General features: G+C 33.5%; 12 protein-coding genes. 1 reads left to right on the top strand and 11 read right to left on the bottom strand.

Annotation, left to right across the window (positions count from 1 at the left end):
* Positions 1 to 6: 6 nt before the first annotated feature.
* From BMX60_RS05055 to BMX60_RS05010, 10 genes are all read right to left on the bottom strand, one after another.
* Positions 7 to 2,484, bottom strand: coding sequence for a helicase C-terminal domain-containing protein (locus BMX60_RS05055; protein WP_177159708.1), 2,478 nt, complete (start codon positions 2,482 to 2,484; stop codon positions 7 to 9).
* Positions 2,485 to 2,498: 14 nt separating this feature from the next.
* Positions 2,499 to 3,113 (bottom strand): HD domain-containing protein, encoded by a 615-nt coding sequence (locus BMX60_RS05050; protein ID WP_091349858.1) that lies wholly within the window; start codon positions 3,111 to 3,113, stop codon positions 2,499 to 2,501.
* Positions 3,114 to 3,171: 58 nt separating this feature from the next.
* Positions 3,172 to 4,557 (bottom strand): glycine--tRNA ligase, encoded by a 1,386-nt coding sequence (locus tag BMX60_RS05045; RefSeq protein ID WP_091349855.1) that lies wholly within the window; start codon positions 4,555 to 4,557, stop codon positions 3,172 to 3,174.
* A gap of 89 nt (positions 4,558 to 4,646) precedes the next feature.
* Entirely contained in the window at positions 4,647 to 7,469 is a 2,823-nt protein-coding gene (locus BMX60_RS05040) for an ATP-binding protein (protein ID WP_091349852.1), read from the bottom strand.
* Positions 7,459 to 8,685, bottom strand: coding sequence for a metallophosphoesterase family protein (locus BMX60_RS05035; RefSeq protein WP_091349850.1), 1,227 nt, complete (start codon positions 8,683 to 8,685; stop codon positions 7,459 to 7,461). The genes BMX60_RS05040 and BMX60_RS05035 overlap by 11 nt, the downstream gene beginning before the upstream one ends.
* 90 nt (positions 8,686 to 8,775) lie before the next feature.
* Positions 8,776 to 9,000, bottom strand: coding sequence for a MoaD/ThiS family protein (locus BMX60_RS05030; protein ID WP_091349917.1), 225 nt, complete (start codon positions 8,998 to 9,000; stop codon positions 8,776 to 8,778).
* Positions 9,001 to 9,029: 29 nt separating this feature from the next.
* Complete coding sequence (locus BMX60_RS05025; RefSeq protein WP_091349847.1) at positions 9,030 to 10,085, bottom strand: radical SAM protein; 1,056 nt, start codon at positions 10,083 to 10,085, stop codon at positions 9,030 to 9,032.
* Between the two features lie 105 nt (positions 10,086 to 10,190).
* On the bottom strand, positions 10,191 to 11,981 hold the full coding sequence (locus BMX60_RS05020; protein ID WP_091349845.1) for an aldehyde ferredoxin oxidoreductase family protein: 1,791 nt from the start codon (positions 11,979 to 11,981) through the stop codon (positions 10,191 to 10,193).
* Positions 11,982 to 12,140: 159 nt separating this feature from the next.
* Complete coding sequence (locus tag BMX60_RS05015; RefSeq protein WP_091349843.1) at positions 12,141 to 14,045, bottom strand: sigma-54-dependent Fis family transcriptional regulator; 1,905 nt, start codon at positions 14,043 to 14,045, stop codon at positions 12,141 to 12,143.
* A gap of 31 nt (positions 14,046 to 14,076) precedes the next feature.
* Positions 14,077 to 14,802, bottom strand: a complete 726-nt coding sequence (locus BMX60_RS05010) for a lysophospholipid acyltransferase family protein (protein WP_091349840.1) — start codon at positions 14,800 to 14,802, stop codon at positions 14,077 to 14,079.
* Between the two features lie 179 nt (positions 14,803 to 14,981).
* On the opposite strand from BMX60_RS05010, the gene hcp reads away from it, so the two are divergent.
* A complete protein-coding gene (gene hcp, locus BMX60_RS05005) occupies positions 14,982 to 16,265 on the top strand; it encodes a hydroxylamine reductase (RefSeq protein WP_091349916.1) in 1,284 nt (427 codons plus the stop codon).
* 46 nt (positions 16,266 to 16,311) lie between these two features.
* Here hcp and BMX60_RS05000 read toward each other — a convergent pair.
* Positions 16,312 to 16,754 (bottom strand): TaqI-like C-terminal specificity domain-containing protein (locus BMX60_RS05000; protein ID WP_278276545.1); only part of this gene is annotated, 443 nt, incomplete at its 5' end.

Genomic DNA, 16,754 nt, shown 5'->3' with positions numbered 1-16,754 from the left:
TATCTTTTACAGAAAATCTACAATAGTTTCTGTTACCCTATTTAAATCACCGGCTAATTCATTACATTGGGGTAAGGATTTTAAAAATATTTTACCGTATGTTTTAGTTAATATCCGCTTATCAGTTACTACAACAACCCCTCTATCTTCTTTGCTCCTTATCAGCCGTCCAAATCCTTGTTTAAACCTCAGAACAGCTTGGGGTACTTGATATTCCATAAAGGGATTGCCACCTTTTTGTTGAATTAACTCTTGCCTTGCTTCTACAATTGGTTCATCTGGAACACTAAAGGGTAACTTGACTAATATTACATTACTCAAGGCCTCTCCTTGTACATCTACCCCTTCCCAGAAACTAGATGTTGCAAAAAGGACAGAGGAAATATCTTTTTTGAAGTTTTGTAATAGTAAATGTCTTTGCATTTCCCCTTGTTTAAAACAGTTAATTCCCCTATCTTCCAGTAGGGGTTTTAATTTTTCATAGGTTTCATTTAATAATTTAAAGGAAGTAAATAAGACAAAGGCTCTACCCCTTGTAGCCATAATCAGCTGGTATAAATTGTCAATAATTTCTAGTTCAAAATCCCTTTGAGTAGGTTCCGGTAGATTTGTCGGCACACAAAACAACACCTGTTCTTTATAATTAAAGGGGGAAGGTAAAATCAGTTCCTCTAATTTATATTGACATAAATTCAAACCTAAGCGATTTTTAATATAGTGGAAGTTCCCTCCAGTTGTCAAAGTAGCAGAGGTCAGGATTACTGATTGATAGACAGTATAGATATTTTCATTTAATTGATAAGAAATATCTAATGGAGCAGAATTTGCCGTTACATATCTATTCTTAGATGTGCCACTTAACTCAAGCCATTTTACATCTCCCTTAACCTCTTTTAAGAAAAGGTAGTCTAATGTTTCCGCTACCCCTTCTAACCTTTTTATATAAGCATTTAATTCCATCACTTGAGGTAATAATCCTTCAAAGGCTTTACTAGGCATTTCCTCTAAAGTCGATAGTAACTTCTTGAGGGTTTCTATAAATTTAGTAAGTTCTTGGATATAAATTACGCATTGATTTTCTACATCTTTATATTCTGCTGTTTCTATAAATGCCGGCGTTAATCTAACCTTTGAATTGCCATTTAATAAAGTATAGACATTATCAAAAAACAGATGGGTTTTTTTAACCATTTCTCCTAACTGGGGAATTAACTCCAATATAATCAGGTCATTTACCCTTCCTTTGATTATAGGGGTAATGTGTTTATCACTACTAATTTTATAATTAAGATCTATTAAAAAACCCCTCTGTTTTCCACCTTTAGTATAAAAAAGTCGGGTGAATTGTTTAATCCCCAAGTATTTATTAATTTTATACCCGAAATAGGTCGTGGCGGTATCTTCTATGTTATGGGCTTCATCAAATACTATACAATGATATTTAGGAAGGACTCCACTCTCTAACCCTTTACTCCTTAGGGCTATATCGGCAAAAAGGAGATGGTGATTTACTACCAAGATATCGGCCGTAGCACTTTCCCGCCTAGCTTTAAAGAAAAAACAATCTTTATAATGATGACAATGGACCTTTAAACATAAATCCCCTTCACTGCAAACCTGCTCCCAATTTGTTTCTTTGGGCAAAAAAGATAAATCAGCTTTACTCCCATCGGTAGTCTTCAAGCCCCATTCTTTAAGGGCCTTTAACTGGGATAAATCTTCATCTACATCTTCCAACAAACTATCTGTTTCTAAACTCTCTAATTTCCTTAAACACAAATAGTTACTCCGCCCTTTAACTAATACACCTTTAAACTTATCTGCCAATACCCTCTGCAAAAAGGGGATATCTTTAAACATTATTTGTTCTTGTAAGTTGATGGTATTTGTTGAAATGACTACCCGTTTTTTATTTTTTACCGCCCATAATATTGCAGTAATTAAGTAGGCTAAACTTTTCCCTGTTCCAGTACCTGCTTCTACCAAAAGATGTTGCTGATTATTAAAGGATAACGCTATTTTTTCCGCCATTTTGATTTGTTCTTGACGATACTCATAATTCTCTAAATGACAGGCTATCCTTCCTCCTTCACCCAAAATTTTTTGAATAGATTCTAAGGAAATTGGGATATCCTCAGAAGGAAAATAAGGTTCCACTACCACATAAAGTTCTTCTCCAGAGTTATCTATAATCAAAAATCCTATACCATCTGCCCCCAGTTTTGCTGCTATATTGATATCAGCCGCTGAAGGGGTTAGCTCCCCTGAAGGATGGTTATGGATAACTACATCCCCCGGTTCTAAATCACATAAACATGCGGGGACACTGAACTGGTTACCCCTTGCCAATACTTCAACATCCCAGATTATTTTTTGTTCATTAACTAAACCTTTAAAGAAAACTTCATTCCCTTTCGCCTGTTCAATGGCATATTTTATTCTTTTTTTTACATCTTCGGTAAATTTAACACTTTTCTCCCTCATAGTTCCCATCTTCCTTAATATAATCTTCCTTCACTTTCCCTTTTAAAACGCCTTAAAAATTCTTCTGTAAAAGCTTTTCTCCGATCAAAGGCATCTATAGAAGGGGAAAAATTTAGTAGGCTTCTCAGTTTTTCTGTTATTTCTTCCCACTGCCCTCCTAAAAAAAACTTTAAAGAGTCTTCTACCCTTTCATCAAAATTGGCATGCCATTGAAAGGCAATCCAAATATCCATAGTTCCCATATGATCTAAAATGTCTGCATCTTGGGCAATTTTACCTAAGAAAGAGTTTCCTCCATATTTTTCTCCCCTTAAATTATGTTCATAAACTATCCGGGAAATTATCTCCCTTTGTTCAACATTACATATATCCCGTAAATAGTAATTAACTAGCTCCTTCCCCGTTTCATTATGGGGTTCTATTCCTTTACCTACATCGTGAAAAAGACATCCACAATATAGAAGATCCATCTCTTCTTTACTGCCTTTTTCTACTAATTGGTTGTAAATATTTAACGCTATATTTGCTGTCCTTTTACCGTGATAGTAAATAAATCCCTTTTCCCTACCAGGGATTTTCCGATCTTTCATTATATTAAAGGCTAATTCCTCAATCTGCTGTATATTCATTTTTTCACCTACTTTAACCTTTTAATAAGGGACAAAGAATGACTCTTTGTCCCTTAAATTAAAATTGTAGTTTTTCTTCTAAATAGTTTTCTAACTGGTCAATGCTGATCCTTTGTTGTTCCATAGTGTCCCTATCCCTTACAGTAACACAATTATCTTCTAATGAGTCAAAATCAAAGGTAATGCAGAATGGTGTTCCTACCTCATCTTGTCTTCTATATCTCTTACCAATACTTCCACTATCATCAAAATCCACCATGAATTTCTTAGCCAATTTTTGATAGATTTTAAAAGCATCGTCAGAAAGCTTTTTAGATAGTGGTAAAACTGCAGCTTTAAAAGGTGCTAAATATGGATGTAACTTTAATACTGTTCTACTATCATTTTCCAATTCCTCTTCTTCATAGCTGCTAATCAAGAAAGCTAAAGCCAGTCTCGCTACCCCTACAGAAGGCTCAATAACATAAGGGATATACTTTTCATTGGTGTGGGGATCTTGATATGTTAAATCTTTTCCTGAATGTTCTTGATGTTGTTTTAAGTCAAAATCAGTTCTATCGGCAATTCCCCAAAGTTCTCCCCAACCAAAGGGAAACTGGAATTCTATATCTGTTGTTGCATTACTGTAGTGGGAAAGTTCCTCTTTTTCATGGTCCCTTAATCTAAGTTTTTCAGGATTCATTCCTAATTCCACTAACCAGTTATAGCAAAACTCTTTCCAGTATTTAAACCACTCTAAATCTTCACCAGGTTTGCAGAAAAACTCAAGTTCCATTTGTTCAAATTCCCTAGTTCTAAAGATAAAGTTACCGGGAGTTATTTCGTTTCTAAAACTCTTACCTATCTGGGCAATCCCAAAGGGCACCTTGCATCGACAGCTTCTAGCGATATTTTTAAAATTTACAAAGATTCCTTGGGCTGTTTCAGGTCTTAAGTAAATTTCAGATTTTGAATCTTCCGTTACACCTTGAAAGGTTTTAAACATTAAATTAAACTGCCTAATATCGGTATAATTGTGTTTACCACAATCAGGACATTTAATCTCTTTTTCTTTAATGAAGTTTAACATTTCTTCATTTGTCCAACCATCAATACCTACTACTTCTTCCCCTTGACCTTTATAATATTCCTCTATTAGCTTATCTGCTCTAAATCTACTTTTACATTCTTTACAGTCAATGAGAGGGTCACTAAAGCCTCCTACATGGCCAGAGGCTACCCAAACTTCGGGATTCATAAGTATTGCTGAATCCATTCCCACATTGTGGGGATTTTCTTGTACGAATTTTTTCCACCAAGCTTTTTTAATATTGTTTATTAACTCTACCCCCAAAGGTCCGTAATCCCAAGTATTTGCTAAACCTCCGTATATTTCTGAACCTGGGAAAATAAAACCCCGGGATTTACATAGTGCTACTATTTTATCCATAGTTACTTCAGACATCTTCTTTCCTCCTTATAAAGTTATATGTATTCTGTATTTTCTCGGATATTTAGTTCAATATTATTTTCAATAAATGTATAATAACCTACTTATGATAAAAAGGCAAGATTTACGGTATTTACTTTTTCCTTTTGTAAAAGATCTAGTACCCTTTGATGACAAGTAAAAAAGAGTATTTGCTGTTCCTTTGCCAATTGTTGTAAAACATTAAAACCTTTTGCCATCCTTTGTTCATCAAAATTGACAAAAATATCGTCAAAAAGTAAAGGCAAGGGACCTTTTTTATCGGAAAATTCTTTAATCAGTCCTAATCTTATGCAAATATACAGCTGTTCTTGGGTCCCTCTACTTAAGGCTTCCACTGGAATCTCTTTACCATTTGGCTGGACAACAAACATATTTATCAGTTCATTATCTTTAACTTTGATATTGTTATATCTACCATCAGTTATTATAGTAAAATATTCTGCAGCCCTTTTTAATACATCTGGTTGGGTTTTTTCTTCATACTCTTTAATAGCCTTTTCTAAAACTGTTAAACTTGATTTATAGATAGCCCACCTTTTAACGTTTTCGATTATTTGATTTTTTATTCTCTCTTCTGTTAAAGCCAATTGTTGTAATGAACTATTTTTTTCTAAGTCTTCGATTTCTTTTTCTAGCTTTCCTATTTCCTTAGAAATTTCTTCTATTTTTTCTTTTTTATCTTGTAACATTTCTATTAAATCCCTAATCTTTCTAGTAAGATGTTGTTCATTTATTTCACTATAGATTTTAAGTACCTCTTGGATTGACCCAAGATTAACACCTTCTAACTTGGCTAAATAAGTATTTTTCATCTCCAATAATTTTTTTCCTTCTAAATACTTCTGATAGTTTTCTTCATACTCCTGTGGTGTTTTTACTCCTCCTTTATCTAATAACTCCTTGTATTTTTCTTCCTTCTCCCTTTCTTCCTTTAAAATCCTTTGAATATCCCTATAAACAAATTCCAATTGACCCTTCAACCCTTTATATTTCTCCACTTTTTCTTCTTCTGTTTTTAATAACTCTAGTTTTTGATTAACAGTTATTAAAGCATCTTCTAAGGATGTTAGCTTATCATCTATCTCTATCTTACATATTTGAATAAAATTATTTATTTTTTCTTTTTCTCCATTGAACTTTAACTTATATTCCTCAGCTTCACCTAATAATCCTTGAATCTTAGAAATCTCTTCTACTAAATCCAAACCTTCCTTTATGGACAAATCTCCCTTAAAACCTACTTCAGAAAAAAGTTGTTCTTTTTCCCCTTCTAAATCTCTAAGATCTTCTACTATAGAATTATATATCTCTAAGATCCTTTGTAATTTTTGATAGTTACTCTCTAAAGTTTGAAACTTATTTATTTCTAAATCAATATTGTTAAAATTTATAACTCCCTTATCCTTTAGAGCACTTTTAATCTTTATCCTATTATTTTTATCTTTTACCCAATTATAAATCAACCAAAAATTTAATGGGATAATGCTTAAGGCAAAAAATATAGTTAAAAATGGGTAATCCCCTTGCCAAACTAAAAAGAAAAGGATAGAGGTATTCAATAGGAGTAAAACCTTTGGCAAATATATTCCTTTTTTATTTTCCCAATCCTTTAGCTGATATAACATAGAAAGGGTTTCCCCTATATCTTCACCTTTGATAGTGTGGAAATTCTCCTTTAACTGACTGATTTCCCACCCTTTTTGCTCTTCTTCTTTCATCTTGTTATTAATTTTTTCTTCTAACTCTTCTAGTTTCTTTTTAAAACCTATGGGGAGGAAAATTTCTTCTACCTCTTTTTGTAATTTGCCAATTAAGCTGATTTTAGCTGTTGAAATTCTTTTATTTAACTCTTCCCATTTGTTCCTATTATCTTGATAGTTTTTGTTAATTTCTTTTATACTTATAGCCCACTCCCCTAATTTTTTTAACTTTTCTTTTTTTTCGAGGAGTCGATTATCTAAGGTAATATTATCTAGATTAATTTGAATTTTTGTTAATTCTAACCCTTTTTCTTCCTTTTCTTCCCTTAGCTTTTCCAATTCTCCAATAAGGGTTTGTAGACTATTGTAGTCACCTTCACTGTACTCTCCTTTATAACTTAATTCCTTTACTTTCCTCTCTATTTCTAAGTATTGTTGATAGGTTGGGAAATAGTTATATAAGGTTTCAGATTTTATTAGTTCCCTTTCAAGATCTAATTTTTCCTTTTCTATTTCTTCCCTTTGAATTGCTAATCCTTGTAACCTTTCCTTTAATTCCCCGTATTTTTCTTCCCTTTTCATTGCCTCTAAGATAGCTTTTTTTACTACCTTATATTCTTCTAAGTTTTGATTTAACAGCTTTTTACTATTATTACCATCCTTATAGATATTATCTAGCTGCCCTTCTAATTCTTTTTTTACATTTTTAATTAAATCAGTTTTTACTCCAAAGCTGGCAGTGTATATTTGTTCCACTATTTCCTTTTTATCTGTCAAACTGTTTAAACTCCCTAGCTCTTCTAACCCAAAGGAAAATACATTTTCATATACATCTCTATTTATCCCTGCTAAAATTTCTGATAAAGTAAATTTTAACTGTCCACTACAAATTACTTCTAAATCACCTTCTGATTTTTTCTTATAAAATCTAGAGGCTTCACATCTTTGATCTTTATAATTAAATACTAATTTACCTCCGTGGGTTCCTCCATTCACCGGTTCATACCGTTTAATTACATTCCTCCTATCTTTAAAGCCAAAGAGAATTGAAGTAATGAAATTTTTCAATGTCGTCTTTCCATTTTCATTATAACCGTAGATTATATTTAACCCTGGAGACAAATTATTTATTTCAAAATCTCTCAAAATACCAAAACCATCAATTTTAATCCCTTTAATCCACATTATCCAATCCTCCAGCAAAATATTGTATCAAAAGATTCTCTGTCTTTTGTAGAATTTCAACTTTGTTTAGTTCCCCGACAATTTTTCTAATTTCTGATTTTGATAAAAGTTTTAGGTTTTGAAATATTTCCTCTTGTAATTTAAAAGAAAGTTTGCTCTCTTCAAGTATCCCTAACAAAGTAGCTAAAAAGAAATCCTGCTCTTTTAACTTTTCTATATCTATTGGGGATTTAAGGTTATTTTCAATGGATTCAACCCAAATAAAGGGCAATTTATAGGCAAATTCTTCATTAAAACCTGCTACTAAACCATTTAGTTCTTCTGTATCGATTCCAGCTAGCTTGCTCTGGCCATTCAAAAGGAACCTTATTATTGCCCCTTGTGTTTCTATTTTTTCTGTTACTTCTTTGATCTTTTGTTCCAATATATCCTTTAGGTCATCTATACTAGTCAAGTCAGCTCCTTCTACTTCTTCACAAATCCACTGGATAACACCGGTTTTATAAAATTCTATTTGAACTTGTCCATTTTCTATCGATACCAAAAAACAACCCTTTTCTCCAGTTTCTTTAATGTTTTTACCTTGATGGGTCCCAGAATAAACTATATAAGGATCTTCTGATAAAACTTCTCCTTTATGGATATGTCCTAAAGCAAAGTAGTGGTAATTTTTTTCTTTGAGATCCCTTAAAGTACAAGGACTGTATCCTTCCCCTGTCCCTACTTCACAATGTAAAACCCCTATATTTATTCCTTCTTTAGCAACGGGAAATTTTAATGCTAAATTTTCCTCTACCTTTTCCTTAGGGTAACTGATACCATGGATAAAAACCTTTTCCCCAAATTTCTCCAAAGGGATAGTTTCCGGTTCCTTCTCCGAAAAAAAATGGACATTTTCAGGGAAGTTAATATTAAGAACTGTTCCCTTAGGGTCATGATTACCTCTAGCAATGTAAACTTTAATGTTTTCCTTTTCTAACATTCTAAAAAGCCTTACACATAGCATTTGACTTTCTAAACTGACCTTTGTGCCATCAAAAAGATCCCCACTTATTAACAGAAAATCCACTTTTTCTTCCAATGCTATATTTATTATCTGTTCAAAGGCCTTTTTATTCCCTTCCAATACCTTTTGTTGTATCCTTTCATCAATAGTTCCTAAACCTGAAAAAGGTTTATCTAGATGGATATCTGCACAATGGATAAATTTTACCAATAATTTTCCCTCCTATAATGGAAACACCGGTATTTACCGGTGTTTTTATCTTAATTTTTACATTCTACATTGTTTAGGAAAAATCCTGCTTTAGCCCCCGCCAACGGGAGGGAAAATTGAAATAATATCATTATCTTCAAGGTGGGTATCTAAACTGCCATCTCTACCATTGACCAATAATATAGCTACATCTTCTTCAAGGATATTTAACCTTTCTATTATATCCCTTGGAGTTACTGGTTTATCAAACTGTAAATGGAGTTCTTTCCCTCTGTTTTCCCTCAAGGTAGCAAATAACCGTACTGTTAAGTTAATCATCCTTATTCCCCTTTCGTAAGTTCCTTTTATGGACAAATTGTTATCCCCCTAGACCAAAGGCAATCTCCACAGGTAGGTGACATCCCCTCACAATCCCAGGTAGTTTGGTTAACTATATCACAACCATCAACTAAATCACAATCTAAACAAGAAGGGTAGTTTTCTGTAATTAATGTTAAGCGAAAATCTAAATAACTTTTAGAATTCCAAATTGTTAAGATATCCCCATCTTTTACACTTCCATAACTGTGTTTACTAATCCTTTTTTCTCTACCAAAAACGTACTCCTTAGAATTATGGGCAAAGCGATAGCAAGGGCAAACTTCCCCTAAACTGTTGATAAATATTGATCCTTCTTCGATAAATCCACATTTTCTAAGGGTTTTTATTTTGGTTTGTGGATAAATTATGTTAACACCTTTTTTAAAGGAGTAATTTCTCACTTCATTAAAAACCCTATCTAAATAAGGGTTAGGCCCAAGGGTATAAAGGTATTTATCTTTATCCCTTTGCTGGCCAGGTATTATATTAGAAAAAATTACCCCTTGTAAATTCAATTTTTCGCAGATATCCACAACAGCCTTCATTTTATCCACATTTTCTCTTCCAATCACAAACTGAAGGAGAACTTCTATTCCTTTGTTTATCCCTTTGATATACTTAATTCCATCAAGGACCTGTTCTAATGGAGTATTCCTAATTTGAAAAAATTTATCCTCATCTCCATCTACAGAAACTATTATTTTCTTAATCCCCTGACTGATAATTTCCCCTTTTTCTTTAAGCAAAGTTCCATTGGTAGTTAATGTTAAATTATAATCCTTAAAGAGCTTCACTCCAGTTTCAAAATTACTCGCCGTTGTTGGTTCACCTATTCCTCCTAAAATCACTTCTTTAACCCTTGTTCCCTCTAATCCTCTTTTAATCTTTTCTAAAATTTCCCCATCTAATTCAAATATCCCTTCATTCCAACCGTGGCGAAAACAAAACTGGCAATTTAGATTACAACCATTAGTTAATTCTAAATAGACCTTTTCAGGAGAACTTTCTGTAAATTTAAATTCAATCCCTAATTTTTTCATACTTATCACCTTGTCTTAAGAAAAGCTTAAGCTTTCCCTATTTTATTTAGAGGAATATAGGCAGAGCCCTGGCTCTGCCTATATTTATATATTAGAATTTAGTTATTAGATCCCTAATTTCGCTAATGTCTCTTCCTTTGGTACCCCTTCTTCATCCCATCCCCTTACTTGGTAATATTGGGGTAGTAATTCTTCTAACTGATGTACATTACCTTTAGAAGGCCCATCGGGAATTGGCTCATTTAATAATCTCTTAGGCAATGTGTCATCTCCTTTAGTTAAGCCTGCCTTTAAGTTAAACAACTTTTCAATATTCCAAATCCTTTCCCCAGCAGTTAAAATATCTTCTCCGCTAAAATCAGTGCCTACTACGGCATTATACAGATCAGCATATTCCTGTGGTCCTAAGGCAAAGGAAGTAAACAGACATAATCCTAAAGAATCAATAGCCGCTGTTAAATCTTGGAAAGTCTTGGCCCATTGGGCTTTACCTTCTAAAGAAAATCTATCTAATTTTTCAGGTAGTCCTAAAATTTCTGGTGAAATTAAATAACCTCTAACATGGCAACCTCCACGGTTAGATGTAGCATATTGTAATCCTTGACCCTTAATACCCCTAGGATCATAAGCTGGTAATTCTAGTTTTTTAACACTCATAGACAACTCAGGAACTCCGTAGCTTTCCCCAAGCCTATAAGACCCTTCCGCCATTTTATCTCCTATGCCTTCCCTATAACCTATCCGCTTAGTCCACTGGATCACTGCTTCACTATTACCAAATTCTAAAGGAATACCATTGGTGTCTTCTTCCTTAATATAACCCCTCTGATAAAGTTCCATAGCTGCAGCAATAGTAGCTCCTGCAGAAATGGTATCTAATCCCAATTCATTACACCAGAAGTTAGCTTTAATGATAGCTCCTAAATCTGAAACTCCACAATCGGCACCAAAGGCCCAGATAGTTTCATATTCTGGCCCTCCACCTTCAATGTCATCTACTTTACAGTAACGGCCACAACCGATAGGGCAGCGATAGCAAACATCTTTTTTAATTAAATATTTTTCCGCTAAAGTTTCACCACTGATTTCCTCTGCATTGGCAAATACACTTTTTTGGAAATTGTTAGTGGGGAATACTCCATTTTCGTTAATAATATTTACCAATACTGCTGTACCATAAGTAGGTAATCCTTGACCTGTAACCCCATTTTCTTTTATTTTTTTCATACAACTAGCTACTACTTCTTTAAGTTTATCTTCGGCAGCGATTTGAGGCTTGCCACTTCCTTTAACTACAATAGCCTTTAAGTTTTTAGAACCCATAACTGCCCCTACTCCCGATCTACCTGCTGCTCTATAAAGATCGTTCATTACCGCTGCGATTCTAGAAAGTTTTTCACCGGCCGGTCCTATAGTTAAAACTTTAACTTTTTCTCCTAATTCTCCCTTTAAAACTTCTGTAGTTTCAGATACAACTTTACCCCACAAATGTTGGGCATCTTTAATTTCGACCATATCATCTTCAATATGGATATATACTGGCTTATCTGCTTTACCTTCTACTATAATTACATCATAACCGGCAAATTTAAGTTCTGCTCCCCAAAAACCACCGGAGTTTGAACAGGCTATGGTGTCAGAAAGGGGAGATTTTGTTACAACCATGTACCTGCCCCCTGTAGGGGTAGGTGTACCTGTTAAAGGACCCGTTACTACTAAAAACTTGTTTTCGGGGCTAAAAGGGTCTACTTTAGGGTCTACTTCATCCATAAAGAGTTTTTCCCCTAAACCTCTACCGCCGAGATATTTTTTTGCCAAGTTTAAATCTAAATCTTCCACTTTACAAGTTCTCTCTGTGAGGTTAACCCTTAGAATCTTCCCTCTGTAACCATGCATCTTTCTACCGCCTCCCTTATATTTTTTCACAGTATAATAATACGCAAAGTTCGTGCCAACATTCCTAATTTTATAAATAAAGAAAACACAGCATCCCTTTAATAGAAAAAAGGGGGCTGTGTTATTTTGGAACATAGTGTCAATATTTTTTGTATCCTTTTAGGGCAATTGTTTCAAATTGGAACAAAAATGGTCTTCTACTTTAATTTTATATTTTTCTACTTTTCGATATAAAGTATTCCTACCAATACCTAATGCCTTAGCGGCATTGGATATATTATAATTATATTTTTTCAATACCTTTTCAATGGTATATTTTTCTACATCTTCTAGGTTTTCTAATTCTAATAGTTGTTCATCGAAACTAAATTTTATATTTGGTTTTTCAAAGGGTAACTCTAACAAATCAGGAGTATTAACTATACTTTCAATTACATTTTCTAATTCTCTAATATTTCCCGGCCAATGATAATTCATAAATTTTTCTAAAATTTCTTCACCTAATACTACCGTTTTTTTGTTTAATTTTAGAGATTTAATTGTTAAGAAATAGTCTACTAATAAAGGGATGTCATCTTTTCGCTCTTTTAATGAAGGAAGTTTTAAAGTCAAGACATTTAAACGATAATATAAGTCTTTGCGGAAAAAACCCTTTTCTACTTCTTTTTTTAAATCTTTATTGGTAGCTGCAATTATCCGGACATCGACGGATATTTCCCTATTGCCCCCTACTTTATAAAACTTCCCTTCTTCTAATACCCTAAGTAAGTTGACCTGCATATCAAGGGGCATTTCTCCAATTTCGTCTAAGAAAAGGGTTCCTCCATCGGCTAGTTCGAACTTACCTATACTTCCACCCCTTTTCCCACCGGTAAAAGCTCCTTCCTCATATCCAAACAATTCTGCTTCTATTAAGTTTTTAGGTATTGCACCGCAATTGATGGCCACAAAGGCCTCATCTTTTCTAGAAGAAGCATTGTGAATTGCTTGGGCAAAAACTTCTTTACCTGTTCCACTTTCTCCTAAAATTAAAACTGTAGAAGGGCTATCTGCTATATTTTTTGCCTTCTCTAATGTTTTAATAAACTCTTTGTTTCTACCGATAATTTTTTCAAAGGTGTATACCGCCTGTTTACCATACATCCTGTTTGCCAATTTCCTTGCTGTTTTTATTTCTTTAAAAATACAAACATATCCTTGAGGTTTATCTTTACCTTGTATAAAATAGCCACTTATAATACAGTGAAACTTTCCTTTTTTACTTTTTATATATGTCTCTTCTTCAGATATCTTATTTTTTTCTTTGAGTATCCTTTCAATAAAATCCCAATTTTCAATATAGTCTTTGGCTCTTTTCCCCTGTATCTCAATGTTAGATAAACCTAAAATTTTTTCTGCTTTAGCATTCAAAAGTTTTAAGTAACCCTTTGGTCCAACGGTTATGATCCCTTCATCTATAGAATTGATTATTGTTTCTATATATTTATTAACAACAGAAAGTTTAAAAGTCGCTTGATCCTTTGTTAAAATGTTTTCTACCGCCTTTACCGCTGCCACCACCATTCCTAGAGTGTGGGAATGGACTTGGGGACTGTAGCCTGTTAAGTCTAGACAACCGATAACTTCACCATCAGGATTTTTAATAGGGGCAGCTGAACAGGTCCAACGGTGATATGCTTTTATATAGTGTTCTTCCCCCGAAACTTGTACAGGTTTCCCTTCCGCCAGTGCAGTACCCATTGCATTTGTTCCAATATTCTTTTCATCCATAAAAGCACCGGGTATCATTTTTAACGAGTAAGCTTCTTGTAATATTTCTTGATCCCCTATGACTTTTAAAATACAACCCTCTCCATCGGTTAAGATGGAAAAGAAGTTAGAGCCTTTAACGAAATTATAGAGGTGTTCCATAAAGGGTGTTGCTACTTCTATGAGGGTTCTATTTTTCTCTAATCTATCGGCAAGCTGTTGACCGGCGATAATTTTAGCAGAAAAATTTCTTTCTTTATCAACACCATAATTTAAACATCGAAGGTGGGACTTTCTTATATATCCTTTTTCCATTTTTTCACCTCTCAATACAAATACCTTTTATTTAAGGTTTTTGTATTTTTTCTAAAAGGCCTTTTACCCTTTCATAGGCTAATTGGGAGATATCTTTTTTTTCTTCCTCACTTAACCTTTCAATAAAAATAGGTTCGCCAATCTTTACCTTTACTTTACCTTTTTTTATCTTTCTTTCTTCTTCAAATATTTTATATGAACCTGAAATGGCAACTGGTACAATAGGCACACCTGCCTGAACCCCTATTTTCAAACTACCTTTTTTAAACTCACCCATTTGGTCACTTTTACTCCTAGTTCCTTCAGGATATATTACTAAAGATTTTCCTTCTTCTAATAATCCCTTGGCTTTTGCCATATCCTTCATCCCTTGGCGAATATTATGTCGGTCTAAAAAAACACAGTTTATTTCTTCCATCCACCAATTAATAATTGGTAATTTTTTGGTTTCCTTTTTAGCGATAAACCCTTTTATTCCAGGAATATAACCTAACATGACCGGGATATCTACCATACTTTGATGGTTTCCTACAAATATCATATTTCTGTCTAATAAATTTTCTAGACCTTCTACTTCAACTTTAACTCCTGCTAACCAAAAAGCGGATCGGCAAAAAAAGATTAGAAAGGAGTTTAAAAGAGTAGAGTAAACTTTTTTCAAACCTAAAAACTTACATAATTTTATAATTAGCAGATAAGGAATAGATAAAATTAACATAATTATTACATAAGCCGCTACAATGAGACTTTTAATCAAAGCTTTTCACCCCGTCTTGTTTTTAATTTTTTCTGAGTAAATAATTCTACATTTATAAGTCTAAAACCTTTTATTTTTTAATTTTTTCCTTCCAATATGATTTATATCACAGATTTTTATTATATTCTAGATTATTATGATATACATAATATATATTAAGGAGGTAGTAGTTTATGGAAATGTTTTGTAACCAATGCGAGCAAACTAAGAAAGGGGGCTGTACTGGTCCTATAGGTGTTTGTGGTAAAAATTCTGAAATTTCCAGTTTGCAAGATACAATAATTTTAGGATTAAAGGGTATTGCCGCCTATGCTACCCATGCTAGAGAATTAGGTGCTTCTAGTGAAGAAGTTGATAAATTAACCCATGAAGCACTGTACTTAACATTAACAAATTCTAATTTTAACTTAGAAGAACACATTCAAATGGCGATGAAAGTAGGACAAGCTACAGTTAAAATAATGGAGGTTCTAGATAAAGCCCATACCGATAGATTGGGAATTCCTCAGCCTGTAGTGGTTTCTGCCGATAAAATTGAAGGTAAAGCTATTATTGTAACAGGTCATAACCTCTTTGCTTTAGAAGAACTTCTTAAACAAACTGAAGGAAAAGGTATTAATATTTATACCCACTCTGAAATGCTGCCAGCCCACGGCTATCCTCAGCTTAAAAAATATAGCCACCTAAAAGGTAATATCGGTAAAGCTTGGTATGATCAAAGAAAGGTATTTGAAGAGTTTCCCGGTGCCATCTTAGCAACCACTAATTGTGTAATGCCAATAAAAGGGTCCTACGGCCATAGGATGTTTTCATACGGTGTCGCTGGTTTGGAGGGGGTAACAAAAATTATCAATAATGATTTTACTCCTCTAATTAACAAGGCTTTGGAGCTACCTGAAGCTAATATTGATTCTGATAAAACACTAATAACAGGTTATCACCATGAAAATGTTTTAAAATTAGCTCCTGAAATCATTAGTGCTGTTAAAGAGGGTAAAATTAGAAGATTCTTTGTCATTGCCGGTTGTGATGCTCCCGGTAAAGGGGGAGAGTATTACCGCCAACTAGCCCAATCATTACCTAAGGATTGTGTAATTTTAACAACATCTTGTGGTAAATTTAGGTTTAATGATATCGATTTTGGTACCATTGATGGTATTCCTAGATATATTGATTTAGGCCAGTGTAACAACTCCGGCTCTGCTGTGAAAATCGCTTTAGCATTGGCAGAAGCCTTTAACTGCTCAGTTAATGAACTACCATTAAGTATTGTTCTTTCTTGGTTTGAGCAAAAGGCTGTAGCAATTCTTTTAGGTCTCTTTAGTTTAGGTGTACAAAACATCTATATTGGTCCTAAACCACCAGAATTTATTTCTCCAGGAGTGCTAAAGGTTCTGCAAGAAACCTTTAACCTTAAATTAACGGGAGATCCTCAAGAAGATTTAAAAGCAATGTTAGGATAAGGACAAAGGGATTCTTTTCAATCTGAGAGCTCATAAAACGAGCTCTTTATTTTATTAAACATATTATTTCTTTTTTACTTAAACAGAATAATTTACAAACCTCTTCATCAAGTTCTTGATATAAGTTATTTAGAATTTCTTCTTTATCCTCTTGCAAAATTAAATTAACTAGCCCTTCTATCTCCTTTTCTTTGCTAAAATCAATTATTGGTATTGGAAAAGCTTCGATATGGTGTCTTAAAACTTTAAAACTGGAAAATGTGTTTTCAAAGTAAAATTGCAATGGAGCGGAATTTAGCAAGGCTAATATGTATTTAATATTAAAAGTACTTTTAGGTATAAGTATATTGGCACTATTTAAAGTTAATGTTTTAGTATCATCATAAGCAAAGGTTAATCTATTACTTATAAAGCGGTATACCAATTTTTCTGGCTCCTTATAATATTGAATAGGGGCTATTTGTTGGAATTTTTCTTCCTCAAAAAGGA

The sequence above is a fragment of the Anaerobranca gottschalkii DSM 13577 genome, assembly GCF_900111575.1.
In the GTDB taxonomy this organism is placed as follows: Bacteria; Bacillota; Proteinivoracia; order Proteinivoracales; family Proteinivoracaceae; genus Anaerobranca; species Anaerobranca gottschalkii.
This window is presented reverse-complemented; position numbering and strand designations above follow the sequence as displayed.

Coding starts and splice junctions, on each gene's coding strand:
- BMX60_RS05040 (WP_091349852.1), bottom strand. CDS start 7,469: ATGTGGATTAAAGGGATTAAAATTGATGGTTTTGGTATTTTGAGAGAT.
- BMX60_RS05025 (WP_091349847.1), bottom strand. CDS start 10,085: ATGAAAAAATTAGGGATTGAATTTAAATTTACAGAAAGTTCTCCTGAA.
- BMX60_RS05050 (WP_091349858.1), bottom strand. CDS start 3,113: ATGAATATACAGCAGATTGAGGAATTAGCCTTTAATATAATGAAAGAT.
- BMX60_RS05055 (WP_177159708.1), bottom strand. CDS start 2,484: ATGAGGGAGAAAAGTGTTAAATTTACCGAAGATGTAAAAAAAAGAATA.
- BMX60_RS05045 (WP_091349855.1), bottom strand. CDS start 4,557: ATGTCTGAAGTAACTATGGATAAAATAGTAGCACTATGTAAATCCCGG.
- BMX60_RS05020 (WP_091349845.1), bottom strand. CDS start 11,981: ATGCATGGTTACAGAGGGAAGATTCTAAGGGTTAACCTCACAGAGAGA.
- hcp (WP_091349916.1), top strand. CDS start 14,982: ATGTTTTGTAACCAATGCGAGCAAACTAAGAAAGGGGGCTGTACTGGT.
- BMX60_RS05015 (WP_091349843.1), bottom strand. CDS start 14,045: ATGGAAAAAGGATATATAAGAAAGTCCCACCTTCGATGTTTAAATTAT.